Genomic DNA, 24,961 nt, shown 5'->3' with positions numbered 1-24,961 from the left:
TTATTAAAATTGATTTTTTTAATTACTTAATCTTATGCCTGAAATGTTTAGTCAGATGTATTAGATTCAAGTTTTTGTATAAAAATTAGACCATTTACACTAAAACACACAATCTCTCCTAAGTTTTAATAAATCAAAACATTGATTTTTTATTAAACAATATCAATTAGATAAAATGTCAAAATTACAAGTCAATTACATTCGTACTGTTCGATTACCTTATCAAGATTGACGATCATGAAAATTGCTCTAGACTCGAGTTGTAACAAAACATGTATCAGTGTTTAACACTTGGTTTAAATCTTAATGAGGAAACAACCATGAAAAAATTAGCAATTGCATCAGCACTTTTATCTGCTATCGCAGTAACAGGCACTGCTCATGCTTATCAAGCTGAGGTAGGTGGTTCTTATACCTATAAAGACCAAGATCGTTTTGGTGACAATGATCGTTTCAGCGTAGACGGCAAATATTACTTTAACCCAGTACAAACACGTAATGCACCTCTTGCAGAAGCTGCGTTCCTTGACCGTGCGAGCAATGTAAAAGCTCAATACGCTCATGAAGAAGATGATGCATTCAAAAACAATCAATATGGCGCAGGTATTGAATACTTCGTTCCAAACAGCGATTTCTATTTAAGCGGTAATATTGGCCGTGAAGAAATCAAACCGAATTCGAAATATGCAACTGATGAAGACAAATTAAAAATCAATCACTACGCAGCAGAAGTAGGTTACTTACCAGCACCAGGTTTATTGGTTGCTGCGGGTGCAAAAACTGTTGATGTGAAAGATGGCGACCGTGAAACTAGTCCAACACTTCGTGCGAAGTATGTGACTAAAATGGGTCAAAATGACGTGAACCTAGAAGCATACACTGCTTTTGGTGACAACAAAGAAGTGAAGTTAAAAGGTGATTACTTCATCGACAAAACTTTAAGCGTTGGTGTTGATTACCAAAAACTTGATTATGACAACACTTTCATCAATTCAAATGAATGGGGTATTTCTGCGAAGAAATTCTTCAATCAACAAGTGAGCTTGGAAGGTCGTGTAGGTTTCGGTAACGATAAATCATACATCGATAATGACTACACTTCATTCGGTCTTCGTGGTGCATACCGCTTCTAAGACTTGAACAGAAGTTTGTAATATTGAAAACGCCCTGAATCATTCAGGGCGTTTTTCATTGTTTTAAATAAGCGACTTGCAATTGTAGGCTAGTGTTGCCATTAAAGACATTTCGTTCCAAGGTGTAGACTAAATCGACATAACCCAGCATTGGATTAAATTCAAAACGGTCCATCGCATTAAATGCAATCGCATCTACAGAATGTGACCCGACTGCCAATTTGAGTTTTAAATGTTGCTCTTTGAGCCAACGATAATCGATCACTTTGAATCGCCCCTCAAATTGAGGCAAGGGAAACTTCTGCCCCCAAGGTCCAAGCTGCTCAATCCAATCCAGCGTCCCTAAATGTAAATCTGCATCGCCCAGTTCACCATCAGTCCATAAGGTCGCCGTAAACAAGTCATCGTCCATTTCGGCAATAGATTGGGTGAAAGCGATTTTGAATGCAGCAAAATTTTCTTTTTTCAGGGTTAGGCCGGCTGCAGCAGCATGTCCACCAAAGTGACTGACCAAATGTGGATGTTGTTCTGCAACTTGCTCGATGGTATCGCGGATATGAATCCCATCAATCGACCGTGCGGAACCTTTGATATGGATCCCATCCTCATCAGGAGCAAACACTAAACTTGGACGATGAAACTGTTCCTTTAAACGCCCAGCCACAATACCAATCACACCTTGGTGCCACTGTTCATCAAACATCACCAATGCTGCAGGTAAATGCTCTGTTTCTACCTGAATATGTTGCAAAGCACTTAACGCTTGCTGCTTCATTTCAGTTTCAACTTGACGGCGTTCAATATTCAGCTGATTCAACTGCTGTGCAATCGGATAAGCAGTTGCCATATCAGCCGCAAGTAAACACTCAATTCCGATCCGCATGCTTTCCATACGGCCGGCCGCATTGATTCGCGGGCCGACCACAAAGCCTAAATCTTGTGCCCGCAAACTGGCTGCATCTCGTCCTGCAATATCCAGTAAGGCCAAAATACCCGCACGACATTGATGTTGCTGAATCCGCTTTAATCCAGCATCAATCAAGATACGGTTGTTATAATCCAAACTGGCGACATCGGCATAGGTCCCCAAAGCCACAAGATCAAGGTATTGGGTCACTTTACTGCTGCTTTTGTCTTGCTGGCTGCGCGAACTGGCCAATTTCGCCAATACATAAAAAGCCACCCCAACCCCAGCCAAAGCCTTACTTGAAAACGCGCAACCGAGTTGGTTTGGATTAACCACTGCCTCAGCACAAGGTGTCGGCTTAGTGGTTAAATGATGATCAGTAATGATCACCTGCATACCTAAAGCTTGAGCAGTGTCTACACCCGCATGGCTCGATATACCATTATCCACAGTAATCAAAAGATCTGGCTGATAGCTTTGTTTTGCCAATTCAGCAATTGCAGGCGTGAGTCCATAACCATACTTAAAACGATCAGGAACCAGATACTCAACTTTGGCACCCATATCTTGCAGGACAAGAACCATTAAAGCGGTACTGGTCGCACCATCAGCATCATAGTCACCCACAATCACGATCTGCTTTTGCTGATCAATGGCTTGATCAATCAATGCAACTGCCTGCTCCAACCCCTTAAGCTCAGGAGATAGCAAGTGTTTAAGCTTCAGTTCCAGCTCTTGCTCCGACTGCACGCCTCGTCTTGCTAAAATTTCGGCAATAAAAGTAGGCACGCCCTGAAACTGTTCAGGGCGTGTAAGCAATGGTCTTTTTTGAATTTGAATCTGCGTCATTTATGGCATCAAACGTTGTATAGTCCAAAGACCGTTTTGTTTTTCATAACTTAAACGATCATGTAAGCGATTTGGTCGTCCCTGCCAGAACTCATAATAATCTGCTTCTAAGCGATAGCCGCCCCAGAATTCAGGCTTATCCAGTTCATCTTGAGCCTGAGCTTGCAGCGCTTGAAAGCGTTGTTGCAATAATTCACGGCTCTCAATCACCCCACTTTGTGGGGTACTGATATGCGCAGCAATCTGACTGTCACGCGGGCGTTTATGGTAGTAATCCGTCGATTCTTGTTCAGAAATCTTCACGACTTTGCCACCAATGCGGATCTGACGCTCTAAACTTGGCCAGTAAAACAGCAACTCAGCATAAGGGTTTTCTGCTAAGTCCAACCCTTTTTGACTGTCATAATTAGTATAGAAATCATAGCCTGCTTCTGTCGCACCACGTAATAATACGGTACGCACATGCGGACGCCCTTGAGCATTTGCCGTGGCTAATGACATTGCATAGGGTTCATGTAAATTGGCAGCTAATGCATGATTAAACCAATTCAGGAATTGTGTATGCGGCTGTACGCTGATCTGGGCTTCATGTAATTCGCCCTGCTCATAGCTCAAACGCAATTCACTCAGGTCTTTAATGACATCACTCATGATTGCATTTCCTTAAGCAGCTTGGGCTTGAGCTCGTACCGCTTCTGCCAAATGATTCGCTAAAGCCTCGACTTCTTGCTGTTGATCACCTTCCACCATGACGCGAATCACAGGTTCTGTACCTGATTTACGAATCAACAAACGGCCTCGACCTTTCAATTGTTGTTCAGCTTTTTCAAATTCAGCCACCAAAGCAGGAATGGAATACGGATCAATCATATCTTGTAAACGTACATTCACCAGCACTTGAGGGAATAACACAAAGCCTTCAATCAACTCATGCAATGCTTTGCCTTGTTCGACCATCACGGTGAGTACTTGTAATGCTGCAATAATTGCATCACCTGTGGTGCTCTTATCTAAAGTCAGAATATGACCTGAAGGCTCACCCCCTGTCATCCAAGCATTTTCTTCAAGTGCTTGTAATACATAGCGGTCACCAACACTGGCACGTACGAAATCAACATTCGCTTTTTGTAATGCCAGCTCGAGTGCCATATTACTCATCACAGTTCCAACAACACCTGCTGGCTTATTTTTTGCCTGTGTTGCAAGGATATAAAGGATATGGTCACCATCAATCAACTGACCATTTTTATCTACCATCACCACACGGTCTGCATCGCCATCAAAAGCAATACCAAGATCGGCTTTATGCTCAATCACTGCTTTTTGTAATAGCTCAGGATGAGTCGAGCCACAGTTTTCATTAATATTTAAACCATCTGGTTCATTAAATAATGGAATGACTTTGGCACCTAATTCACGGAACACCGATGGCCCTACGCTATAGGCTGCACCATTGGCACAATCCACCACGATTTTTAAATTACGCAAGTCAAAATGGTACGGGAAAGTCGATTTACAAAATTCGATATAACGGCCATTGGCATCTTTCACACGGACACTTTTACCCAAATTTGCTGTGTCCTCAATCACTAGATCTTTCTCTAGCTCTTGATTGATCTGGTCTTGGATTGCATCTGGAAGTTTTTTGCCTTCGCTCGAGAAAAACTTAATCCCATTATCAAAATAAGGATTATGAGAAGCAGAAATAACGATTCCCGCATGCGCATGCAGTGCGCGGGTTAAATGTGCAATGGCAGGGGTCGGTAATGGCCCCAATAAGTGGACATAAACACCTGCAGCATTCAAACCTGCTTGCAATGCAGCTTCTAGAATATAACCCGATAAGCGTGTGTCTTTCCCCAGTACCACAATCGGTTTATTTTTAGGACTATTTCTCTTTAATACTTTTCCTGCTGCGAAACCCAATTTTAATGCAAACTCTGGGGTAATTGGCATTTGTCCAAATTTGCCGCGAATTCCATCAGTACCAAAATAGCTCATCTTTTACTCACTTTCTTATCTTTATATGGTGTCTAACCATATCCTTCTTCATCTAATTCACTTTACACCAAAACAAAAAAAACCGTCAGTGTCCTGACGGTTTTTCAATCAGCAAAGTTACCAAAAATCAACCAACGCGATAGTTTGGTGCTTCCTTGGTAATCGTCACGTCATGAACATGTGATTCTGACATGCCTGCTGAAGTAATTTTCACAAATTTCGCATTTTGACGAAGGTCTTCAATCACAGATGAACCTGTATAACCCATTGATGAGCGTAAACCACCCATCATTTGGTGCACGATGTTACCCATTGGCCCTTTATATGGAACTCGACCTTCGATGCCTTCTGGTACTAACTTTTCAGCACCTGCTTTAGCATCTTGGAAATAACGGTCGGCAGAACCAGATACACCCGCCATTGCACCCAATGAACCCATGCCACGGTATGCTTTGTAGTAACGGCCTTGGAAGAATTCAACTTCGCCAGGTGCTTCCTCTGTCCCAGCAAGTAGAGAACCCACCATAATCGTGCTTGCACCAGCACCAATCGCTTTCGCCATATCACCAGAGAAACGAATACCACCATCTGCAATCAAAGGAATTTGATCTTTCAATGCGTTGGCAACGCTGTCAATTGCAGAAATCTGTGGCATACCAATACCAGCCACAATACGTGTCGTACAGATTGAACCAGGACCGATACCGACTTTCACAGCATCTGCGCCTGCATCAAGCAATGCCAATGCTGCATCACCTGTTGCGATGTTGCCACCAATGACTTGAACTTGTGGGTAGTTTGCTTTAACCCAACGAACGCGTTCAATGACACCCGCAGAATGCCCATGTGCTGTGTCGACAACAATCGCATCTACACCAGCATCTACTAAAGCTTCGACACGGCTTGGTGTTTCAGCACCAGTACCAACCGCAGCACCAACACGTAAACGCCCCAAATCATCTTTACAACTGTTTGGGTAGCTTTCAGCTTTACGGAAGTCAGTTACGGTAATTAAGCCTTTAAGCTCATTGTTCTCGCCAACAACCAAAACTTTTTCAATGCGATGCTTTTGTAACAATGCTTGGATATTTTCTTTCGACTCGCCTTCACGAACAGTCACGAGACGATCTTGACCTGTCATGATGTTACTTACAGGCTGCTCAAGATTGGTTTCAAAGCGTGTATCACGACCTGTGACAATCCCCACGACTTTGCCATCTTTTACAACAGGCACACCGCTAATGTTATTCGCTTGGGTAATCGCAATCAGCTCACGCACTGTCGTTTCAGGGCCAACAGTGATTGGGTCTTTCACCATACCAGCTTCAAATTTTTTCACACGGCGAACTTCAGCAGCTTGCGCTGCGATATCCATGTTTTTGTGCAAAATACCAATACCACCATTTTGCGCCATCGCAATTGCCATACGTGATTCAGTCACTGTATCCATTGCAGCAGAAACGAGAGGGATATTAAGTTGAATTCCGCGAGTTAAACGTGTCTTTAAGGAGACATCTTTTGGGAGAACAGTTGAGTAGGCAGGAAGTAATAAGACATCATCGAAGGTTAGCGCTTCTTGAACGATGGTCAGCATAACAATCTCACTGGTAATTTCCGTGAGCTATTATAAACAAATTTCGATGTGATTTTCATTTTCTATGATGAAAATAATTTCAAGCATTGCTTAAAAAGCTGTCTGATCGACGCTTATTGCTTCCAAACCCGATAAATCCAGTTAGCAAACCTGATCATAATTGTCATTATTTTCAGAGGACTGCTGCTCAATCGTGACCAACGGAATCAGTTTGTGCGCCAACCGTGCCTTGTTACAATGTGAATCGGCAATCTGCACTTCCTTGCAACTTGAACTCCGAAATGGGTAGATGGAACAGCTCACTTGCTGTCCCACCTCTCCTTGCAAAGCCACACATTTGACTTGTGCTTGATTGGTTCCCTTCATACAGGAATAGACGGCTGTAAGTGGTTCAACCATGTGCTCAGGGAGCTGTTCTGCCTCAGCCCAATAGAAAGAAACACGGTAATTTGCACAGCAGGCACCACAACTAACACACGCATCTGGGGTCGCAATTTGAGACAACATTTTCTTAAAATTCTCGTTATCAAATTTAATCCTTTATCTGATGAATCCTAAGAAAATTTATTGGTGGCGACAAGAGTGCTCAATCAGCGATTTATGTATTTTCCAGTCATTTTCCTGACTCAGAAATTTAGCTCATTTCAGTCGGTAAACTAAAAACATATTCATTCATCAAATCAACACCACATTCCAGCGTTTCGATCCAGTCCAGAAATTGATTGATCATCTCTTTGCCAACAAAGGCCGTACCATGCTGCGGCACAATCATTTCAAGATCCATCTGCCGAACCATATTAACCCAGAGTCGGATTACTTTATTGGAACACATATAACGCTGATGGAAACCTTTCATTTTTTTAATATGTGCTTCAAAATCGGTAATTGGTAAGCTTGCATCATCAACAATCGAAGCGCCCATATCCCCTGAGAACAGAACTTTTGCGGTTGGATCATAAAACTGGAAATTACCCACCGAATGCAGAAAATGCGCAGGGACAGCCACAATCGTAGACTCCCCCAAAGGAATAATTTGCCCCGTATCTGACAGTTCGATCAAGCGCTCTTCCCAATTCCCCTTCATACGCTCACTCATAAAAGCTGAATTCAAATGCGGTAAAAAGCGCGCCCATAGTTTTGATGCCACCACTTTGGCATCGGTATAGACCAACCAGCGTGGCATTGAGGTAATAATGTCAGGGTCTTGATGCGAAGCCATCACATAATCCAGATTTTTCAGTTTGGTATAGCGATTAAGCTCCATGGTTAAAGGCACATAAGTCAGATCTCCACCAGGATCTAAAACAGCCGCCCGATCATGATCAATAATTAAAAACTGATTGGCCTGAATACCTTCCCCTTTAACCAAACTGGTAAAACTAATGCATTTATGTGTGCCATTATCAAACAAAATTTGCGATGTTGTCCGCTCGAAACTCATAATTTCCCCAGAAAAATTCTTTAAATATGAAATATTTTTAATTCCATAATAAAATAATGGGATTTAGTTCATGTTTCAATCAGATATTGGACTTTTATCATAATTTATAGCAAAAAGACCCATCAATATTGGATGGGTCTTTACTGATTTAATATTCGATTAGATTAGAAGAAATAATGCTGCACTAGAGTAGAGACACCTACGATCAAGAAGATTGCAGCACCAATTTTATGAATCAGGGAAATCGGCAACTTATCTGCCAGCTTATCACCAATAAACACTGCAGGTGCATTGGCAAGCATCATCCCAAATGTGGTACCCAGCATCACCCAGAAAATACTGTCAAAACGTGCTGCCAAAGCCACGGTTGCGATTTGAGTTTTATCTCCTATTTCAGCTAGGAAGAATAAGATAAAGGTTGCGCCAAAAACCCCAAATTTTTGCCATTTGTTGATATTTTCAGTTTCATCACCTAACTCATCTGGAATCAACATCCAGATCGCCATACCAATGAAACCAAGCGCAAGAATCCACAATAAAATATCCGGACTCAGTACCGTGGTGATCCATTGTCCCAAAACAGCAGAAATACCATGGTTAATGGTAGTGGCTAATAAAATAGCAATTAGAATCGGAATCGGTTTACGAAAACGTGCAGCAAGTAATAATGCGAGCAGTTGTGTTTTATCACCCATTTCAGCAAGGGCAACAATTGATGTGGAGATGAGAAATTCATACATAGTTGAATGCTCTGGCTAGCAAAATATACCGATGACCTACCCCTCCTGCTAGCCAAAATCAAATAGATTGATGCAGAGTGGTAAATCAAAGGTCTTGCCAACAAAAGCACAGCTGAAAAGCTGTTCTTGGTTCTTTGCTATGATGACCATGTTCTGTTGAACAATTATGTTGATCATCACCTCTTTACTTTGCGTAAAGAGCGGCTACTCCCCAATGAAGTAACGCCATTCTATCAAACAATAAAATGCTTTTGAATGGTTAAGCCCAAAATTTTTGGTAACTCCAGACCAATATACGGACAAGCCCCAAAAATAATGCCAGATAGGTACTGAGACCGAGAAAACCAAAACTGCCCCAGCCACTTGCACCACCGACATGCTGTGCCTGATACTCCATTGCCATCACCACTGTCGCCACCAGCACTTCGACGCCCATTACGGCGTACATGACCCAGTCCCAAGGAAAATGCAGGAAACTCACCCACAATCCCATTAAAACAAAAACGATGAGTAATAAGGGTAGCATCACCCGATAAATCACTAACATCCTTGCTCCTTGATCCAAAAAATCGTTATCAATACGAATTTATTTTAGGCAAAAGTATTCTCAAATAAAGCCATATTTTTGTCATCCTAAAAATAGAAAACCCCGCCAAAGCGAGGTTTTCTAAATTCAAACAGTCATTAGAGCAATAAGCTACGAATGTCTTTGAGTAACTTGGTCAGCTTATTGGTAAAGCGTGCTGCATCCGCACCATTAATGACACGATGGTCATAAGACAATGACAATGGCAACATCAAACGTGGATCAAAGTCTTTACCATTCCATACAGGCTGCATGGTTGCTGGTGAAATACCTAAAATCGCAACTTGTGGCCAGTTCACCAATGGGGTAAATGCTGTTCCACCAATACTGCCTAGGCTGGTAATGGTAAAATTGGCACCCTGTAAATCTTTCGGTGACAATTTGCGATCACGTGCCTTTTGGCTGAGTTCGGCCAATTCTGTTGCAATCTGCTTAATTGATTTCTGGTCAGGGTTACGTAATACCGGAACGGTTAAGCCATCTGGAGTCGCAACTGCAATACCCATATGAATTTCGTTACGCAATAATACTGACTTCTGATCATCGGCCAAATGCCCAGCAAAATACGGCTCTTCTTTCAGCAAGTGCGCAACCGCCTTAGCAATAAAGGCCAAGATGGTTAAGCTCAGACCCTGCTTTTTAAAGCCATCTTTCAGTTCGCCACGCCATGCTTCAAGCTCGGTGATATCCGCCAAGTCAAACTGTGTCACTTGCGGAATAAAGTTATTCAATGATAATTGCGGTACAGACACTTGCTGTAAACGCGTCATTGTTTTCACTTCACCGCCACCAAATGCACTAAAGTCTGGTAACTTCGGCAAGCCTGAAGCAACTGCTGCCGCTTGGGTTACTGCAGCCGGTTGTGGTGCAGTCAGACGTGTTTTCACATAAGCAAAGACATCGTCCTTCATCACACGACCGTGCTCACCTGATGCTTTCACCTGTCCAAGAACCACACCTAACTCACGTGCCAGTTTGCGCACGGCTGGACCCGCATAGACTTTCGCATTGTCAGCTTCTTGCTGTTTAGTCAACTTCTCAGCTTGTGCAGGCGCACTTGGGGCTGCTGTCGCTGCCGCCTGTGATTTTGCTGGCGCTGTCGTTGCTGCTGGTGCCGAAGGAGCTTGAGCTTTTGGTGCAGATGCTGGTGCAGCGGCCTGACCACTGACCTCAATCGTTGCCAAAGCCACACCTTGACGCACTTCTTGATTCGCAGAGACATGGATTGCTTTCACAATCCCTGCTACTGAACTTGGCACTTCAACAGAAGCCTTATCTGACTCAACCACGCATAGGCTTTGTTGAGCTTCAACGCGATCACCGACATTGACTAGAATTTCTGAAACAAGAGCTTTTTCTACACCTAGATCAGGTACTTCAATTTCAACATTACCTGTTGAGGTATTTGTTGCAGCTGGTGCTTCTGTAGTTGCGACTGGCGCTTCTGTTTGAGCTGGGGCTGCTTGTGGTTCAGATGACGTTGCAGCACTCGCAGTCTTGACCTGAATCAATACCACGCCTTCTTTGATGCTGTCGCCTTCTTTAATCTGGATCGCTTCCACAATCCCCGCAACCGAGCTTGGTACTTCTACAGTCGCTTTGTCCGATTCAACCACCACAATGCTTTGTTCAGGTTCAATCTGATCACCCACTTTGACCAGTACTTCTGCAACCAACGCTTTTTCTACACCAATATCTGGGACTTTTACATCCACAATTTGGCTTGCTGTCGCTGCTGGAGCAGCAGCTGGTTGTGCTTTTGTTTCAGCTTCGACAGGTTTTGCTTCTGCTTTTGGCGCTTCTGACTTCGGTGCTTCTTTCGCAGGTGCTTCAGTAGCAGACTCAGACTCTAATTCGATCAATGCGACGCCTTCAGTGACTTCATCGCCTTGTTGAACCAGAATACTTTTCACGATACCTGCCGCCGTGCTTGGGACTTCTACCGTTGCCTTATCTGACTCTAACACCAGAAGGCTATCGTCAACTGCAACATGGTCGCCTACTTTGACCAAGATTTCTGCAACGAGCGCTTTATCTACGCCAATATCAGGTGCTTGGATTTGCATGATTATTTCCCCTCACCTGTTTGCGCTTCATTGTATTCAGCAACTGCCTGAACTTCTGGATGCGCTTGTGGCGCCCATGCAACTGGACGGTCCGTATCTAACTCAAAGTTAGAAATTGCATCTTTGACCAAACGATTTTCAACTTCGCCTTCATCCGCTAATTTTTTCAATGTCGCAACCACGATATGTGCAGCATCAACACCAAAGAAACTACGTAAGTTCGCACGAGTATCTGAACGACCGTAACCATCAGTACCTAATGCAACAAATGGACGACCATCTGGAAGATATGCGCGAATTTGTTCGCTATACGCACGCATATGGTCTGTCGCAGAAACGACAATACCTTCAGTTCCACGTAACTGTTTAGATACCCAAGATTCTTTCACGTCTTCAGTAAGCGGGTGTAAACGGTTGTATTCTTCACATGCCATACCATCACGCGACAATTCATTGAAGCTTGTTACGCTCCAAACGTTTGAGTGGATCTGGTATTCATCACGTAAGATTTTCGCAGCTTTAATCACTTCACGCAGAATGACGCCTGAACCAAGTAATTGAACCGTTGCTTTTTCATCTTTTTCGAACAAGTACATACCACGTTTAATGCCTTCCTCAGCGCCTTCTGGCATTGCAGGATGCTCGTAGTTTTCGTTCATTACGGTTAAGTAGTAGAACACACGCTCTTGGTTCACATACATACGTTGTAAACCGTCATGTACGATCACAGCCAATTCATAACCAAAACATGGATCATAAGATACGCAGTTTGGAATCGTGTTCGCCAAGATATGTGAATGACCATCTTGGTGCTGTAAACCTTCACCGTTCAATGTGGTACGGCCAGCTGTTGCACCCAACAAGAAACCTTGTGCCTGTGCATCGCCCGCAGCCCATGCAATGTCGCCAATACGTTGGAAACCAAACATTGAGTAGTACATGTACATTGGAATCATTGGCAAGTTATTGGTTGAATAACTGGTTGCCAACGCAGCCCAAGCACTCATCGCACCCGCTTCGTTAATTCCTTCTTGCAACATGTGACCGTCACTTGCTTCACGGTAATGCATTAACTGTTCTTGGTCTTCTGGGGTATATTTTTGACCGTGAGCCGCATAAATACCAAGCTGACGGAACATCCCTTCTAAACCAAAAGTACGTGCTTCGTCTGGAACGATAGGAACTACGCGGTCTTTAATTGCTTTTTCTTTCAGTAAAGCAGCAATTAAACGCACCATCAGCATCGTGGTCGATTGCTCTTTACCACCAGAACCATTTAATACCGCATCAAATACTGATAATTCAGGAATCGCTAAAGTTTCACTCTCACGACGACGTGCAGGTAGGTAACCCCCTAATGCTTCACGACGCGCCTTCATGTACTTCATTTCTGGAGAGTTTTCACTTGGGCGGTAGAATGGAAGTTCTTCTAACTTATCATCTGTAAATGGCAGGTTAAAACGGTCACGTACATACTTCAAAGAGTCGATCTGCATTTTCTTGATTTGGTGAGTTTTATTCACCGCCTCAATTTCTTCAGACAAACCGTAACCTTTAACCGTTTTCGCAAGAATAACGGTTGGTTGACCTTTGGCTTTCATTGCTTCTGCATAGGCAGCAAACACTTTGTACGGGTCATGACCACCACGATTAAGATTATCGATGTCTTCATCGCTTAAATCTTTTACAAGTTCCGCAGCTTCTGGGTACTTGCCAAAGAATTTTTCACGTGTATATGCGCCGCCTTTCACTTGATAGCGTTGGTACTCACCATCAACTGTTTCTTCCATCACTGCTTTTAAAGCGCCCGAACTATCTTGCGCAAGTAGTGGATCCCAATGACGGCCCCAGACGACTTTAATGACACGCCAACCCGCACCACGGAATAAAGATTCTAATTCTTGAATAATTTTACCGTTACCACGTACAGGGCCATCTAGGCGCTGTAAGTTACAGTTCACCACCCAAATGAGGTTATCAAGCTTTTCACGACCAGCAAGTGAAATTGCACCCGTACTTTCTGGTTCATCCATTTCACCATCGCCCAGATAAGCCCAGACTTTACGATCTTCTTCTTTGATCAAGCCACGATTCATCAAATATTTTTGAATGTGCGCTTGATAAATCGACATAATTGGACCAAGACCCATCGATACGGTAGGGAACTGCCAATAGTCAGGCATTAAATATGGATGTGGGTAGCTTGGTAAACCATTACCGCCAACTTCACGGCGGAAATTACTTAACTGTTCTTCATTTAAACGTCCTTCAAGGAAAGAACGCGCATAAATACCAGGTGCACAGTGACCTTGGTAATAAATCATGTCGCCGCCAAAGTTATTGCTGTTTGCGCGGAAGAAATGGTTAAAACCAACGTCGTACAATGTTGCAGACGATGCAAAACTTGCAAGGTGACCACCAAGATCATCACCCGTTTTATTGGCACGTAATACCATCGCCAATGCATTCCAGCGGATCAAGGCACGGATACGGCGTTCCATATCCTGATCGCCAGGCATTGCTGGTTGTTCTTCAACTGAAATGGTGTTGAGGTAAGGTGTATTTAAGCGCTGGATTGGCACATGTTTCGCAATTGCCCGTTGATAGAGTTTTTCTAGTAAGAAGGCAGCACGTTCCGTGCCCATATGTTGTAATACTGAATCAAATGCTTCTTGCCATTCTTGGGTTTCTTGCGCGTCAGAGTCGCCATAAAACGCCATACAATTCACCTTTTCCCTTAAGTTATTTGTCGACCCTATTTTTATCATGTTTTGCTGTGATAGAACTATTGCCCCAGATGAATGCAAAACGCCTTATTATTTTCTGACAAAATAGTCATTGACCTAAATGAAACAAAACACATAAAAAATCGCCAATAAAGGCGATTTTTTTGAATATTTATATACAACTGTTAACAAATTACATTAAGGCAACATTGCTAAGTAAGTTGATGGATTTTTACGTTGACCATCTTTTACAACTTCAAAGTGTAAATGCGGGCCAGTACAACGACCTGTACAACCGACATTGGCAATATGTTCACCTGCACCAACACGGTCACCTGCACTCACGATTAAACGTGAAGCATGTGCATAACGGGTGATATAACCATTGCCATGATCAATTTCAACATATTGACCATAACCCGTACCCCAACCCGACTTTGTTACAACGCCAGGGCCTGTTGCATAAATTGGTGTGCCTGATGGTGCAGCAAGATCAACACCTGAATGGTGGCGAGTAGAACCAAGTAGCGTACGATTCCCCCAAGAAGAACTTACACGACCTTCTTGTAGAGGATGGCTAACGAGCCAAGAATAACCTGTGTTTGCAGAGAATGAAGATGCGTTGTCTTGAGATGAAATCGCTGAACGACCATATTTCTTCTCGATCGTTGCATTATTCAATTCAATGGTTTTTTCGCGTAATTTAACTGACACATTCGATACAGCTGGCAAATCCATATCAGCTGAATGACTATAAGAACCTTGAGCTAAGGTTTTTGATAATTGCTCTAAGCGGTCATCGCCTGTCGTCTGACCAATGTTCTGATAATCTGCGAAAGCAACCGAAGCAGCTGAAGCAGCTAATGAAAATGCGAGTAAAATACGACGCGTATGATGCATAAAAACCTCTTGAAACCGTCCTTCAAACGTTCCTTTATCATCTGTTCCTTGATAACAGCTGAACCAAACGCTTAAGATGGACACATTACCTCCGAGGAAGCCACATGTCTGAACCTAACAACGTTTTCCAACAGAAAGGACAACATATAAAAACTGGAAACTTAACGCTTCTGACGACGCAAGTGACACAATGGAAACAACTTACGAAAATTATTCAACCGTTATTGCCCCAACCAGAGCAATGGCAAGTTGTTTGTTATCAACAGGGTGTTTTGATCATAACGGGTGAAAATCAAGCAATGATTAGTCAACTCAGTTATTTACAAAGCCACTATGTTGCGCAGTTAGCTCAGCTCGAAGGACTCAAGGAATTACGAAAAATCCAAGTTCGCTTAAGAAACAAAAATGTTGTCTCTCGTGAACCCTCTCCCCCAACAAAAACACTGACATCAGAGACCCAAGAGCTATTACGCAGCGCCGCTGAATATGTGAGCGACCCTAAGCTTAGCCAAGCTTTACTACGTTTGGCAAGCAATAAAAAGTAAACTGCATAGATTAAGTGTTGGAATACACACTATTTTTATGTGATGGAAATCTCAGATTCAATTGTTATAACATAACATAGGCAATAAAAGACAATGACTTATGTCACACTTACATAAGGAATTGGACAATCACTCTCGTTATTAAATGTTACAATTTCATAGCTGCTTGGATCATTTTGAACATTGCGTAATAACTGATTATTCAGCGCATGTCCTGATTTATAGCCATCAAACTTGGCAATAATTTGATGTCCAAGCAAATACAGGTCACCCACAGCATCTAGAATTTTGTGGCGCACAAACTCATCGGCAAAGCGCAAACCTTCCTCATTCACCACACCTGTATCATCGACACCAATCGCATTTTCCAGACTCGCACCTAGCGCCAAATTATTGGCTTTCAAATAGTCCAAATCTTTCATAAAGCCAAAGGTTCTTGCTTCACTAACTTCATAGACGAAGGTTTCAGTAGAAAAATCGATGGTTGCTGACTGGTATTCTTTGGCAAATGCAGGGTGATCGAAGTCGATGGTAAAGTTGAGTTGGAAGCCCGAATGTGGAGAGAAAATTGCTTTTTTGTCGTCAATTAAAGCCTCTACGGGCTTTAAAATACGAATGAACTTCTTTGGCGCATCTTGCTCCGCCAGTTCACCTTGCATCAGTAAATAGATAAAAGGCCCTGCACTACCATCCATGATCGGCACTTCAGATGCAGACACTTCAACAATCAGATTGTCGATGCCTAATCCCGCAATCGCACTCATCACGTGCTCAATGGTACCAACTTTGATGTCTTCACGAACCAAGTTCGAGCACATAAAGGCTTCTTGGATCAATAAAGCGTTGGCAAGAATGTCAACAGGCGGATTTAAGTCGATACGGCGAAAGACAATACCTCCATCAATATGATGTGGAACAAAATTAATCAACACCTTCTGACCACTGTGCAGACCAATCCCGCTCGCTTTCACCACACGTTTGAGAGTACGTTGTTTCAACATGCCATACCAACTTCATTTGCAAAAACCGATATAACTTAGCATATTTTGCCATTTTAAAAAAATAAAAAAGGGGGCAATTCATTGCCCCCTTTCTCTAAATATATGATTTTATTATTTACGCTGTTGATTTTTCAGATAGTCTTGAATGCTCATTGGTGATGAACGTGGCGTAGAATTCGCTGCTGCACTCGCTGGAGCATCAACATTTGCACGTTTGCTGATCGCTGGAACATCATCTTCATCAATAGATTGTTGCGCAGATTGAGAAACTGGTGCATGCGAAGTCACCGCACGACGTTTTTGATCAACTTCACTCGCATTACGCGTTAACCCTGTAGCAATCACAGTGACACGAAGCTCATCACGTGCATCTGGATCGAATACCGTACCGTAGAAGATTTCACCTTCATCCAAATCAACGATTTGGTTCACGACATCGGTAATAATTTCAGTTTCACGTAGGGTAATGTCATCACCACCCGTGATGTTGATCAACACACCTTTTGCATTGATAATATTTACATTATCAAGCAATGGGCTACGGATCGCCTGTTCAGCGGCTTGACGAGCACGATCTTCACCGCGACCCAAGCCAGCACCCATCATCGCATAACCACGCGTACTCATTGCAGTTTTCAAGTCAGCAAAGTCGAGGTTAATGTGACCACGATTGACCACAAGATCAAAAATACTGCGCACTGCGTTCAACAATACATCATCTGCCTTTTTATAGGCATCTTTCATTGAAATATCGCCATAAACGCTAAGTAAGCGTTGGTTTGGAATGATGATTAATGAATCAACGTGTGCTTCTAAAGCATCAATCCCTTTTTCAGCAGACTTTTGACGACGACGGCCTTCAAAGTTGAATGGTGTAGTCACCACACCTACAGTCAAGATGCCCATTTCTTTGGCAACTTCAGCCACCACTGGTGCAGCACCGGTACCTGTACCACCGCCCATGCCGGCAGTAACGAATACCATATCAGTACCTTCAAGGTGCTGACGGATCACGTCACGACTTTCTTCCGCTGCGATTTGGCCTACTTCTGGATTCGCACCTGCGCCTAAACCACGCGTACTTTGTTCACCCAATTGAATTTTGAATGGAGCATTCATGCTATCCAATGCTTGTTTGTCTGTATTTGCACAAACGAACTTTACGCCTTGAATATCAGATTGAGCCATATGCTGCACGGCATTACCGCCACCACCACCAACACCAAATACTGTGAAACGGGCTTGACCGTTGCCATTGTCTAGTTCATCTTCTATAAATTCAAATGAGGCCATGACCTTTAGATTTCCTAATATTAATGGCAGTTACTTCAGCCCGTTACTGCCCTGATTTTTAAACAACTGATGTGTAGGATGCTGTTCAATAATCGCTAGCTTGTCAAGTACAGTGGCGGATTTAGAACAACTTCCTAACAAATTTTCCCAAAAATAACTACAACTTAAAAAATGGCCTTTAATTTGCTATTTAATGCATTCCAACCATTGGCAACACGATCAACAAAACTACGATCACTTGCTTCTTCTGGTTCTTCAACGGTATCTTGCAAATCACTTTGGCTAAACATCAACAAGCCCGATACTGTGGCATACATCGAACGACGCAAGGCCGGTAAATGTTGATCATCCGCATACACCTGTAATGGTGGATTGCCCAAATGTGCAGACACACCCAACATACGACGCGCCAAATTCACCATACCTTCAATTTGACAAGAATCGCCAGTGAGTACCACACCATGGTAGAGACCATGAATTGCACCGCTATGTTCCAATTCTTCACGAATTAAAGTGAAGATTTCTTCATAACGCGCAATGATGATTTCTGCAAGTTCAATACGACTGATGGTTTGTGTTCCATCAATCGCTTGCACTTGAATCATGTGATCTGGCTTAACGACGCTTAAATCAACACAACCATGTAAAATCTTGATGCGTTCAGCTTCTTCTGTTGTGGTCTGCAAAACAGCAGCAATATCACGAGTGACATTTTCACCACCACGTGGCAAAGTTCGCGCCAAAGCCAAACGGCCATCTAAATACACCGCAATATTGGTAATGCCTGCGCCAATATCAACTAAACACACGCCATATTCTTTTTCATCTTTGAGTAGACTGGCTTCAGCAGTTGCCAAGCAAGACACCACCATTTTTTCCACCCCGATATTCGCCCCTTTCATGGCACGATCAAGGTTTTGCATGGTGCTGATCGGCATCATCATCAGCTGATAATGCCCTGTCATGCTATGCGCTGACATATTGACTGGGTTTTGCACCCATTCAGCGGAATCACCTAGCTCAAAGCCTAAAGGTACAGCACTGGCCAGATAATAGTCTGGCGATACATGACTAGCTTTGGCTAACTCTAAAGCACGTACCACTTCATTTGTCGTAATAATATGATCGTGGTTAGCGACAGGAGTACGACCTGATGCATAAAAGCTTTGTAATTCTGTACTTGGAATCGACACCCACGCACTATGAATACGACATTCCGCCATATCCTCAGCTTCGGATACCGCATTTTTAATCGCCGCAATCACCTTGTCTAAGCTAACAATCTTGCCTTTAACCATACCTCGGTTGCGAGCAGTTGCCATGCCAATGACTTGGATCTTATCTGGTGCATGGATCTTACCAATCAAAACTGAGACTTTATGGGTCCCAATATCAATCGCAACAACTGAGGGAACAGCTTCACTCATTACTTCAATACCATATCTTTAGTGTTGTTTAGGACAACTGTCCTTTATTTTCAAGCCACGTATTATGGCTTTGCCTGAATTGCCCCTGCAAGGCTTGTGTCATCAATCGTTACAACTAACTGACCGTTGACAATCTTTGGCGGAGCTGCGTTTTTCCACTGAATAGCCAAGCCATTCCGATAACGCAAATCAATCGCCGTGATTTTTGACCATACAGGTTTTAAATCCGTTTGTGCCAAATGGCTTAAGCGTTGCAACTTATTCATGGTTTGATCTTGGTCCACAATAATCCGTAGGCCTGAATCAAACTGCATGAACCAAGTCATACGCTCGGTTAAATACAATTCTTTTAATCTCAAATTCGCTGGATGAAATAATTGATTAATTTCATTATAGCGACGCATCATCATTTTGGATTGGCTGGCTGGCCCATGTAAAAGCGGCAAGTTTGGATGTGCTGTTGGCACTGCCTCACTAAATACATCGCCATTGTCACTGAGCAAGCGCCCTGTTCCCCAACGCGCAATTGCATGTCGCGGCATCACCCGCACCCGAATTGCATTTGGCCAAGCCCGCGACACCACCACTCGATCAACCCAAGACACTTTTAATGCTTGATCTCGAATCTGTTCTAAATCAGAAGTGAAATAATTATCTTTAACAATTGGATTGAGAAATTTGACCAACTGTTGATTTTCAACATCTGAATTGGTCCCAACCACCTGCAACTGCGCTACACGTGCATCCGTCATGACTTTATATAAGCCAAACAAACCCAGCGCCAATACAGCAAATGCAATCACCAGCAAGACCCAACCGCCCGCATTCACCATTTTTTGTTTAGGCGAAGGCGGTTTCTCGTGAATCGAGCTAATGGCTGGGCGCGTTTTACGGCGCATAGAGGCAGGAAGCTGAGCCATAAATCGTTAAGCCGACGTTGCTAAGGTTTGCTCTAAAATCGCAACACAGAGCTGATCAAAGTTATAACCCACTGCTTGCGCCGCTTTTGGCACCAACGAGTGACTGGTCATTCCTGGAACGGTATTCACTTCCAATAACCAGAAGTTGCCTTGCTCATCCTGCATCGCATCAATACGCCCCCAACCTTCTGCACCAACGGCTTGGAATGCACGTAAACACAATGCTTGTAAGCTTTTCTCTTCCGATTCGCTTAGACCGCAAGGAATCCCATATTCCACATCATTACGTTGATACTTTGCTTCATAGTCGTAGAACGCCACATCTGCGGGTGGCTGTAAACGAATCACCGGTAATGGCTGACCATTCAAGAATGAAATGGTGAATTCACGACCTGTGATCCATTTTTCTGCCATGACTACCGCATCATGCTGAGTCGCTTTTTCAATTGCCGCAGCAAAATCTTCCGCTTTCTCAACCTTACTCATGCCGACACTTGAGCCTTCATGTACAGGTTTGATAATCACTGGCAAGCCCAATTCAGCAATTACTGCATCAAGATTCGTATCTTTAGTGACAATACGGTAAGGTGCGGTCGGTAAATCGCTGCCTTGCCAGATTTGCTTGGTTTTAACTTTATCCATACCAATCGCTGAGCCTTGTACGCCCGTACCCGTATATGGAAGGTTTAACCACTCCAATACACCTTGGATCTGACCATCTTCACCACCACGACCATGCAATACGATAAAAGCACGATCATAAGCAACTAACTCAGTCACACTACGATCTTGTGGGTCAAATGCTTCTGCCTGAACGCCCGAACGTAATAACGCCTCTAAAACAGCTTGACCGCTGTCCAATGACACAGCACGCTCAGCCGACTTCCCACCAAACAACACAGCAACTTTGCCGAATTTTGCAGCATTTGACACGTTTATATCCTTAAAACTTTTCTAAATTCTCTAAATCTCCCCTGCCCCCTCTTTATGAAAGAGGGGAACTCCTCCCTTTAACAAAGGGAGGCTGGGAGGGATTTTCTAAAACTATTTGGCATACAAGCGATGCTGAGCCAATTCTACCGAAATTGCGCCAACGTTACCCGCGCCTTGTGTTAATAACAGGTCATTTGCTTGTAACACTTTTTGTAAAACGTTCGGTAAATTGCCTTCCACTGGATCAACTAAAATCGGTTCAACATCACCACGTAGACGAATACTACGCGCTAAAGCACGACTATCAGCACCCACAATCGGCTTTTCACCTGCTGGATAAACTTCCAGTAATAACAACTGATCCACTTGTGATAACACATCAACAAAGTCATCAAAACAATCACGGGTACGGCTAAAACGGTGCGGCTGGAACAACATTACCAAACGACGGTCTGGATGGCTGGCACGTGCTGCCTTAATGGTTGCTTCAACTTCTTTTGGATGGTGACCATAGTCATCCACCAATTTTACCAAGCCTTCATCAACCTCAAATTCGCCCTGAACTTGGAAGCGACGACCAACACCACTAAAGCCTTCTAAGGCACGGCAAATCGCGCCATCAGACACGCCTTCATCAGTTGCCACACCAATCGCAGCAAGTGCATTCAAGACATTATGCAAACCAGGTTGATTGATAGTGACACGTAATGGTTCGCGATCTTTACGCAATACGGTAAAATGCGATTGCATACCGTCTTGCGCCACATCCACCGCACGGATGTCATTATCTTCAGCAAAACCATAAGTCAATACTGGACGACCCACGCGCGGAAGAATCTCACGGATATTGGCATCATCACCACAGACCACAGCCAAACCATAAAATGGCAGGTTATGTAAGAACTGGATAAATGTATCTTTTAACTTATCAAAGCTACCTTCATAGGTGTCCATATGATCTGCATCGATATTGGTCACGATCGCAGCCATTGGTTGCAAATACAAGAAAGATGCATCTGACTCATCCGCTTCAGCCACGATAAAACGGCTTTCGCCTAATGCAGCATTTACACCTGTGCTATTCAGCAAACCGCCAATCACATAAGTCGGATCAAGGTTTTCTTCTGCCAACATGGTGGTTAATAAGCTTGTCGTTGTGGTTTTACCATGCGTACCCGCAACCGCAATCCCGTGACGGTAACGCATCAACTCACCCAGCATTTCCGCACGACGCACGATTGGCGTACGTTGTTCGATAGCTGCTTTAATTTCTGGGTTTTCTGGATCAATCGCAGTCGATACCACCAGTACATTGGCATTTTTAATATTGTCAGCTGAATGACCAATAAATACTTTAATACCATTCGCTTCGAGTTGAGCCGTGGTTTTCGACGCTTTAATGTCTGAACCTGAAATTTTATAACCTTGGTTACTCAATACTTCGGCAATACCGCACATCCCCGCACCACCAATACCAACAAAGTGGATATTTTTAATACGGCGCATTTCTGGCACTTTAATCAGCTTTTTGGCTTGGTTTGGATTTGTAGGAGACATAAATAAACTCGAATTACAATTTTTTAATCAGATCAACCACATGCTGAGTTGCATTCGGTTGCGCTTGTTGACGTGCTTTTACAGCCATTTCAGAGAGTAGCTGACGATTTAATAAGCTCGCTAATAACTCATCTAAAACAGCAGGTGTCATGTCTGCTTGCTGGCAAATCTTGGCTGCGCCAGCATTCGCCAAGAATTTCGCATTTGCCGTTTGGTGGTCATCCACCGCAATCGGTAAAGGCACAAAAATCGCCGCCAAACCTGCGGTTGCAACTTCCGTCACTGTTAAAGCACCAGCACGGCATATAATCAAATCTGCTTCACTATAGGCTTTTGCCATATCGTGAATAAAGGGTTCCACTTGAATGTCTAAACTCGCAGGTGCACCTTGATATAGTGCACGCGTGGCATCTTGCTTGTTTTGACCACACTGATGGAAGACCTTGAGCGGAACATTGACCTTTTTCAAAGCTTCAGGCAAACGCTCATTCAATGCTTGTGCACCCAGTGAACCGCCAACAATTAGAAGATTGATAGGCAATTGTTCCTGTTCACGGGTTTGATAGCGCCATGATGGATTTAAAATCGCAGTAATCTCCGCACGCACAGGATTACCTGTGGTCACGACTTTATCACTGTTTGCAAATGTATTTGGAAAAGCCTGACACACGGTCTTGGCAATACGTGCCAATTGGGTGTTGGTAAAACCGGCAATGGCATTTTGCTCATGAATCAGCACAGGAATACCCAGTAAGCGTGCAGCTAAACCACCTGGGCCTGCCACATAACCACCAAAACCTGCTACAGCATCAATTTTGAGCTGTTTCATATAGCGCATCGCGCTTAAAGTCGCTTTTAAAATTTTAAAGGGTGCACTGAGTTTACGAACTAAACCATTGCCGCGTACACCTTGAATATCAATTTGATAAATTGGAATATTTTGATCTTTCAGCAACCGATTTTCCATTCCCGCAGGCGTCGCTAACCAAGAGACTTGGCAGCCTTCCTGTTGCAGCTGTTTGGCAACAGCAAGCGCGGGAAACACATGCCCACCAGTACCTGCGGCCATCATCAAGACATGTTTGGGTTTGTTCTGCGGTGAATTGGTCACGGTCTAATTCTTCAACTCAAAAAAAGAAAGTTATCGTCTATTGTTTTCGAGCGTTATTTTAATCCTAAAGCTTCATTCACGAAAAGCGAATTTCACTTGTTTACAACAGAAAGCTATGCTTTTTTCGATTCTTTGTTAAAAACAAGGTACTGCCGATATGCAAATGCCCATTTGCATGCAAATTTTCATTCAATACAAACGGGCAATTCGGTCAAAAATGCAACTTTTTAGTTTTTACGACCTGCTTCTAAAACATCAAAAAGATCGTCGGCAATAGAGGTGCCAAATTGTGCATCAATCTCACGGATACAGGTTGGACTGGTCACGTTAATTTCAGTCACATAGTTACCAATCACATCCAAACCAACAAAGATCAGACCTTTTTCACGCAGGAATGGGCCGACTTTTGCCGCAATCAATTTATCATTTTCAGTCAGTGGGCGGGCTTGACCTAAACCACCTGCCGCCAAGTTACCACGCACTTCGCCATTTTGCGGAATACGTGCCAAGCAATACGGAATCGGCTCGCCATTGACCATCAAGATGCGTTTATCACCTTCGACAATTTCAGGGATATAACGTTGCGCCATAATTGGACGTGTACCCATTTCCGTGAGCATTTCCAAAGTTGAACCAATGTTTACCCCATCTTGATACAGACGGAAAATCCCCATCCCACCCATACCATCTAATGGTTTTACAATCACATCGCCATGTTCTTTGATAAATTCACGAATCAGGCTTTGTTGTGAGGTTACCAAAGTGGGTACTTGTAATTCAGGGAATTGGGTCGCGAACAGCTTTTCATTACAGTCACGTAGCGATTGTGGTTTGTTAATAATCCATACGCCTTCACGCTCTGCCTGCTCCAAAATATAGGTGGTATAGACAAAATTCATATCAAATGGCGGGTCTTTACGCATCAACACCACATCGTAATCCGCCAAAGATTCTTTTCTTTTTTCACCCAACTCATAATAATGGTTATAGTCTTCAAATACTTTCAGTGGTGAGATCAGGCCAAAGGCTTTACCTTGGTCGATATATAAATCGTGTTGTAATGCATAACCCAATTCATGTCCGCGACGACTGGCCGCCCATAGCATCGCCATAGTAGAATCTTTTTTGAGATTCACAGTTTCAATCGGGTCCATCACTACAAGTACACGCATAATCTGACGCTCGTATTTTTAATCTTGGCAAAAAGTATAGCGAAGTTTGCGGTCAATCG

The 24,961-nt window shown here is 43.4% G+C and carries 21 protein-coding genes and 1 riboswitch; of the genes, 2 read left to right on the top strand and 19 right to left on the bottom strand.

Annotated features, from left to right (window positions below; all coding sequences use genetic code 11):
• Window positions 1-320: 320 nt before the first annotated feature.
• A complete protein-coding gene (locus GBI66_RS05475; RefSeq protein ID WP_005185851.1) occupies window positions 321-1,133 on the top strand; it encodes a putative porin in 813 nt (270 codons plus the stop codon).
• A 55-nt stretch (window positions 1,134-1,188) separates the two neighbouring features.
• Here the strand turns inward: GBI66_RS05475 and recJ are convergent, their stop codons facing one another.
• From recJ to GBI66_RS05415, 11 genes are all read right to left on the bottom strand, one after another.
• Window positions 1,189-2,889 carry a single-stranded-DNA-specific exonuclease RecJ gene (gene recJ, locus GBI66_RS05470; RefSeq protein WP_151715422.1) on the bottom strand — a complete coding sequence of 567 codons (1,701 nt, stop codon included), beginning with the start codon at window positions 2,887-2,889 and terminating at the stop codon, window positions 1,189-1,191.
• Window positions 2,890-3,540, bottom strand: a complete 651-nt coding sequence (gene pdxH, locus GBI66_RS05465) for a pyridoxamine 5'-phosphate oxidase (RefSeq protein ID WP_151715421.1) — start codon at window positions 3,538-3,540, stop codon at window positions 2,890-2,892.
• Between the two features lie 12 nt (window positions 3,541-3,552).
• Window positions 3,553-4,890, bottom strand: coding sequence for a phosphoglucosamine mutase (glmM, locus tag GBI66_RS05460; RefSeq protein ID WP_151715420.1), 1,338 nt, complete (start codon window positions 4,888-4,890; stop codon window positions 3,553-3,555).
• A 127-nt stretch (window positions 4,891-5,017) separates the two neighbouring features.
• Complete coding sequence (gene guaB, locus GBI66_RS05455; protein ID WP_005147644.1) at window positions 5,018-6,484, bottom strand: IMP dehydrogenase; 1,467 nt, start codon at window positions 6,482-6,484, stop codon at window positions 5,018-5,020.
• Between the two features lie 141 nt (window positions 6,485-6,625).
• Window positions 6,626-6,991, bottom strand: a complete 366-nt coding sequence (locus GBI66_RS05450; protein WP_005185856.1) for a YkgJ family cysteine cluster protein — start codon at window positions 6,989-6,991, stop codon at window positions 6,626-6,628.
• Between the two features lie 127 nt (window positions 6,992-7,118).
• Window positions 7,119-7,925 carry an MBL fold metallo-hydrolase gene (locus tag GBI66_RS05445; RefSeq protein ID WP_151715419.1) on the bottom strand — a complete coding sequence of 269 codons (807 nt, stop codon included), beginning with the start codon at window positions 7,923-7,925 and terminating at the stop codon, window positions 7,119-7,121.
• Between the two features lie 164 nt (window positions 7,926-8,089).
• Window positions 8,090-8,665, bottom strand: a complete 576-nt coding sequence (locus GBI66_RS05440) for a TMEM165/GDT1 family protein (RefSeq protein WP_151715418.1) — start codon at window positions 8,663-8,665, stop codon at window positions 8,090-8,092.
• Between the two features lie 84 nt (window positions 8,666-8,749).
• A riboswitch (yybP-ykoY riboswitch) is annotated at window positions 8,750-8,890 on the bottom strand.
• A 34-nt stretch (window positions 8,891-8,924) separates the two neighbouring features.
• Window positions 8,925-9,212 carry a hypothetical protein gene (locus tag GBI66_RS05430; protein ID WP_005185861.1) on the bottom strand — a complete coding sequence of 96 codons (288 nt, stop codon included), beginning with the start codon at window positions 9,210-9,212 and terminating at the stop codon, window positions 8,925-8,927.
• 137 nt (window positions 9,213-9,349) lie between these two features.
• Window positions 9,350-11,317, bottom strand: coding sequence for a 2-oxo acid dehydrogenase subunit E2 (locus GBI66_RS05425; protein WP_005185864.1), 1,968 nt, complete (start codon window positions 11,315-11,317; stop codon window positions 9,350-9,352).
• Between the two features lie 2 nt (window positions 11,318-11,319).
• A complete protein-coding gene (aceE, locus tag GBI66_RS05420) occupies window positions 11,320-14,037 on the bottom strand; it encodes a pyruvate dehydrogenase (acetyl-transferring), homodimeric type (RefSeq protein WP_005185866.1) in 2,718 nt (905 codons plus the stop codon).
• Between the two features lie 204 nt (window positions 14,038-14,241).
• Window positions 14,242-14,943, bottom strand: a complete 702-nt coding sequence (locus tag GBI66_RS05415) for a M23 family metallopeptidase (protein WP_151715417.1) — start codon at window positions 14,941-14,943, stop codon at window positions 14,242-14,244.
• 104 nt (window positions 14,944-15,047) lie between these two features.
• Between GBI66_RS05415 and GBI66_RS05410 the strand changes: the two genes are divergently transcribed.
• A complete protein-coding gene (locus tag GBI66_RS05410) occupies window positions 15,048-15,488 on the top strand; it encodes a DciA family protein (RefSeq protein ID WP_005185878.1) in 441 nt (146 codons plus the stop codon).
• Window positions 15,489-15,586: 98 nt separating this feature from the next.
• On the opposite strand, the gene lpxC is transcribed toward GBI66_RS05410, so the two are convergent.
• The 8 genes from lpxC to gshB form a co-directional block, all read right to left on the bottom strand.
• The gene (gene lpxC, locus GBI66_RS05405) at window positions 15,587-16,489 is read right to left on the bottom strand and encodes a UDP-3-O-acyl-N-acetylglucosamine deacetylase (protein ID WP_005147660.1); all 903 of its coding nucleotides are present in this window, start codon (window positions 16,487-16,489) and stop codon (window positions 15,587-15,589) included.
• A 111-nt stretch (window positions 16,490-16,600) separates the two neighbouring features.
• Complete coding sequence (gene ftsZ / locus GBI66_RS05400) at window positions 16,601-17,782, bottom strand: cell division protein FtsZ (protein ID WP_151715416.1); 1,182 nt, start codon at window positions 17,780-17,782, stop codon at window positions 16,601-16,603.
• A 164-nt stretch (window positions 17,783-17,946) separates the two neighbouring features.
• Window positions 17,947-19,209: a cell division protein FtsA gene (gene ftsA, locus GBI66_RS05395; RefSeq protein ID WP_005185883.1), complete on the bottom strand. Its 1,263-nt coding sequence runs from the start codon at window positions 19,207-19,209 to the stop codon at window positions 17,947-17,949.
• Between the two features lie 62 nt (window positions 19,210-19,271).
• On the bottom strand, window positions 19,272-20,129 hold the full coding sequence (locus tag GBI66_RS05390) for a cell division protein FtsQ/DivIB (RefSeq protein WP_005185884.1): 858 nt from the start codon (window positions 20,127-20,129) through the stop codon (window positions 19,272-19,274).
• A gap of 6 nt (window positions 20,130-20,135) precedes the next feature.
• Window positions 20,136-21,062: a D-alanine--D-alanine ligase gene (locus tag GBI66_RS05385; protein ID WP_151715415.1), complete on the bottom strand. Its 927-nt coding sequence runs from the start codon at window positions 21,060-21,062 to the stop codon at window positions 20,136-20,138.
• A 111-nt stretch (window positions 21,063-21,173) separates the two neighbouring features.
• Window positions 21,174-22,619, bottom strand: coding sequence for a UDP-N-acetylmuramate--L-alanine ligase (gene murC, locus GBI66_RS05380; protein ID WP_151715414.1), 1,446 nt, complete (start codon window positions 22,617-22,619; stop codon window positions 21,174-21,176).
• A gap of 13 nt (window positions 22,620-22,632) precedes the next feature.
• Window positions 22,633-23,730 carry an undecaprenyldiphospho-muramoylpentapeptide beta-N-acetylglucosaminyltransferase gene (gene murG, locus GBI66_RS05375; protein WP_151715413.1) on the bottom strand — a complete coding sequence of 366 codons (1,098 nt, stop codon included), beginning with the start codon at window positions 23,728-23,730 and terminating at the stop codon, window positions 22,633-22,635.
• A gap of 227 nt (window positions 23,731-23,957) precedes the next feature.
• Window positions 23,958-24,902: a glutathione synthase gene (gene gshB / locus GBI66_RS05370; RefSeq protein WP_151715412.1), complete on the bottom strand. Its 945-nt coding sequence runs from the start codon at window positions 24,900-24,902 to the stop codon at window positions 23,958-23,960.
• Window positions 24,903-24,961: the final 59 nt, after the last annotated feature.

The sequence above is a fragment of the Acinetobacter sp. TUM15071 genome (assembly GCF_008980925.1).
GTDB lineage: Bacteria > Pseudomonadota > Gammaproteobacteria > Pseudomonadales > Moraxellaceae > Acinetobacter > Acinetobacter dispersus.
The sequence above is the reverse complement of the archived record's forward strand: the minus strand, read 5'-3'. Positions and strand labels throughout refer to the sequence as shown.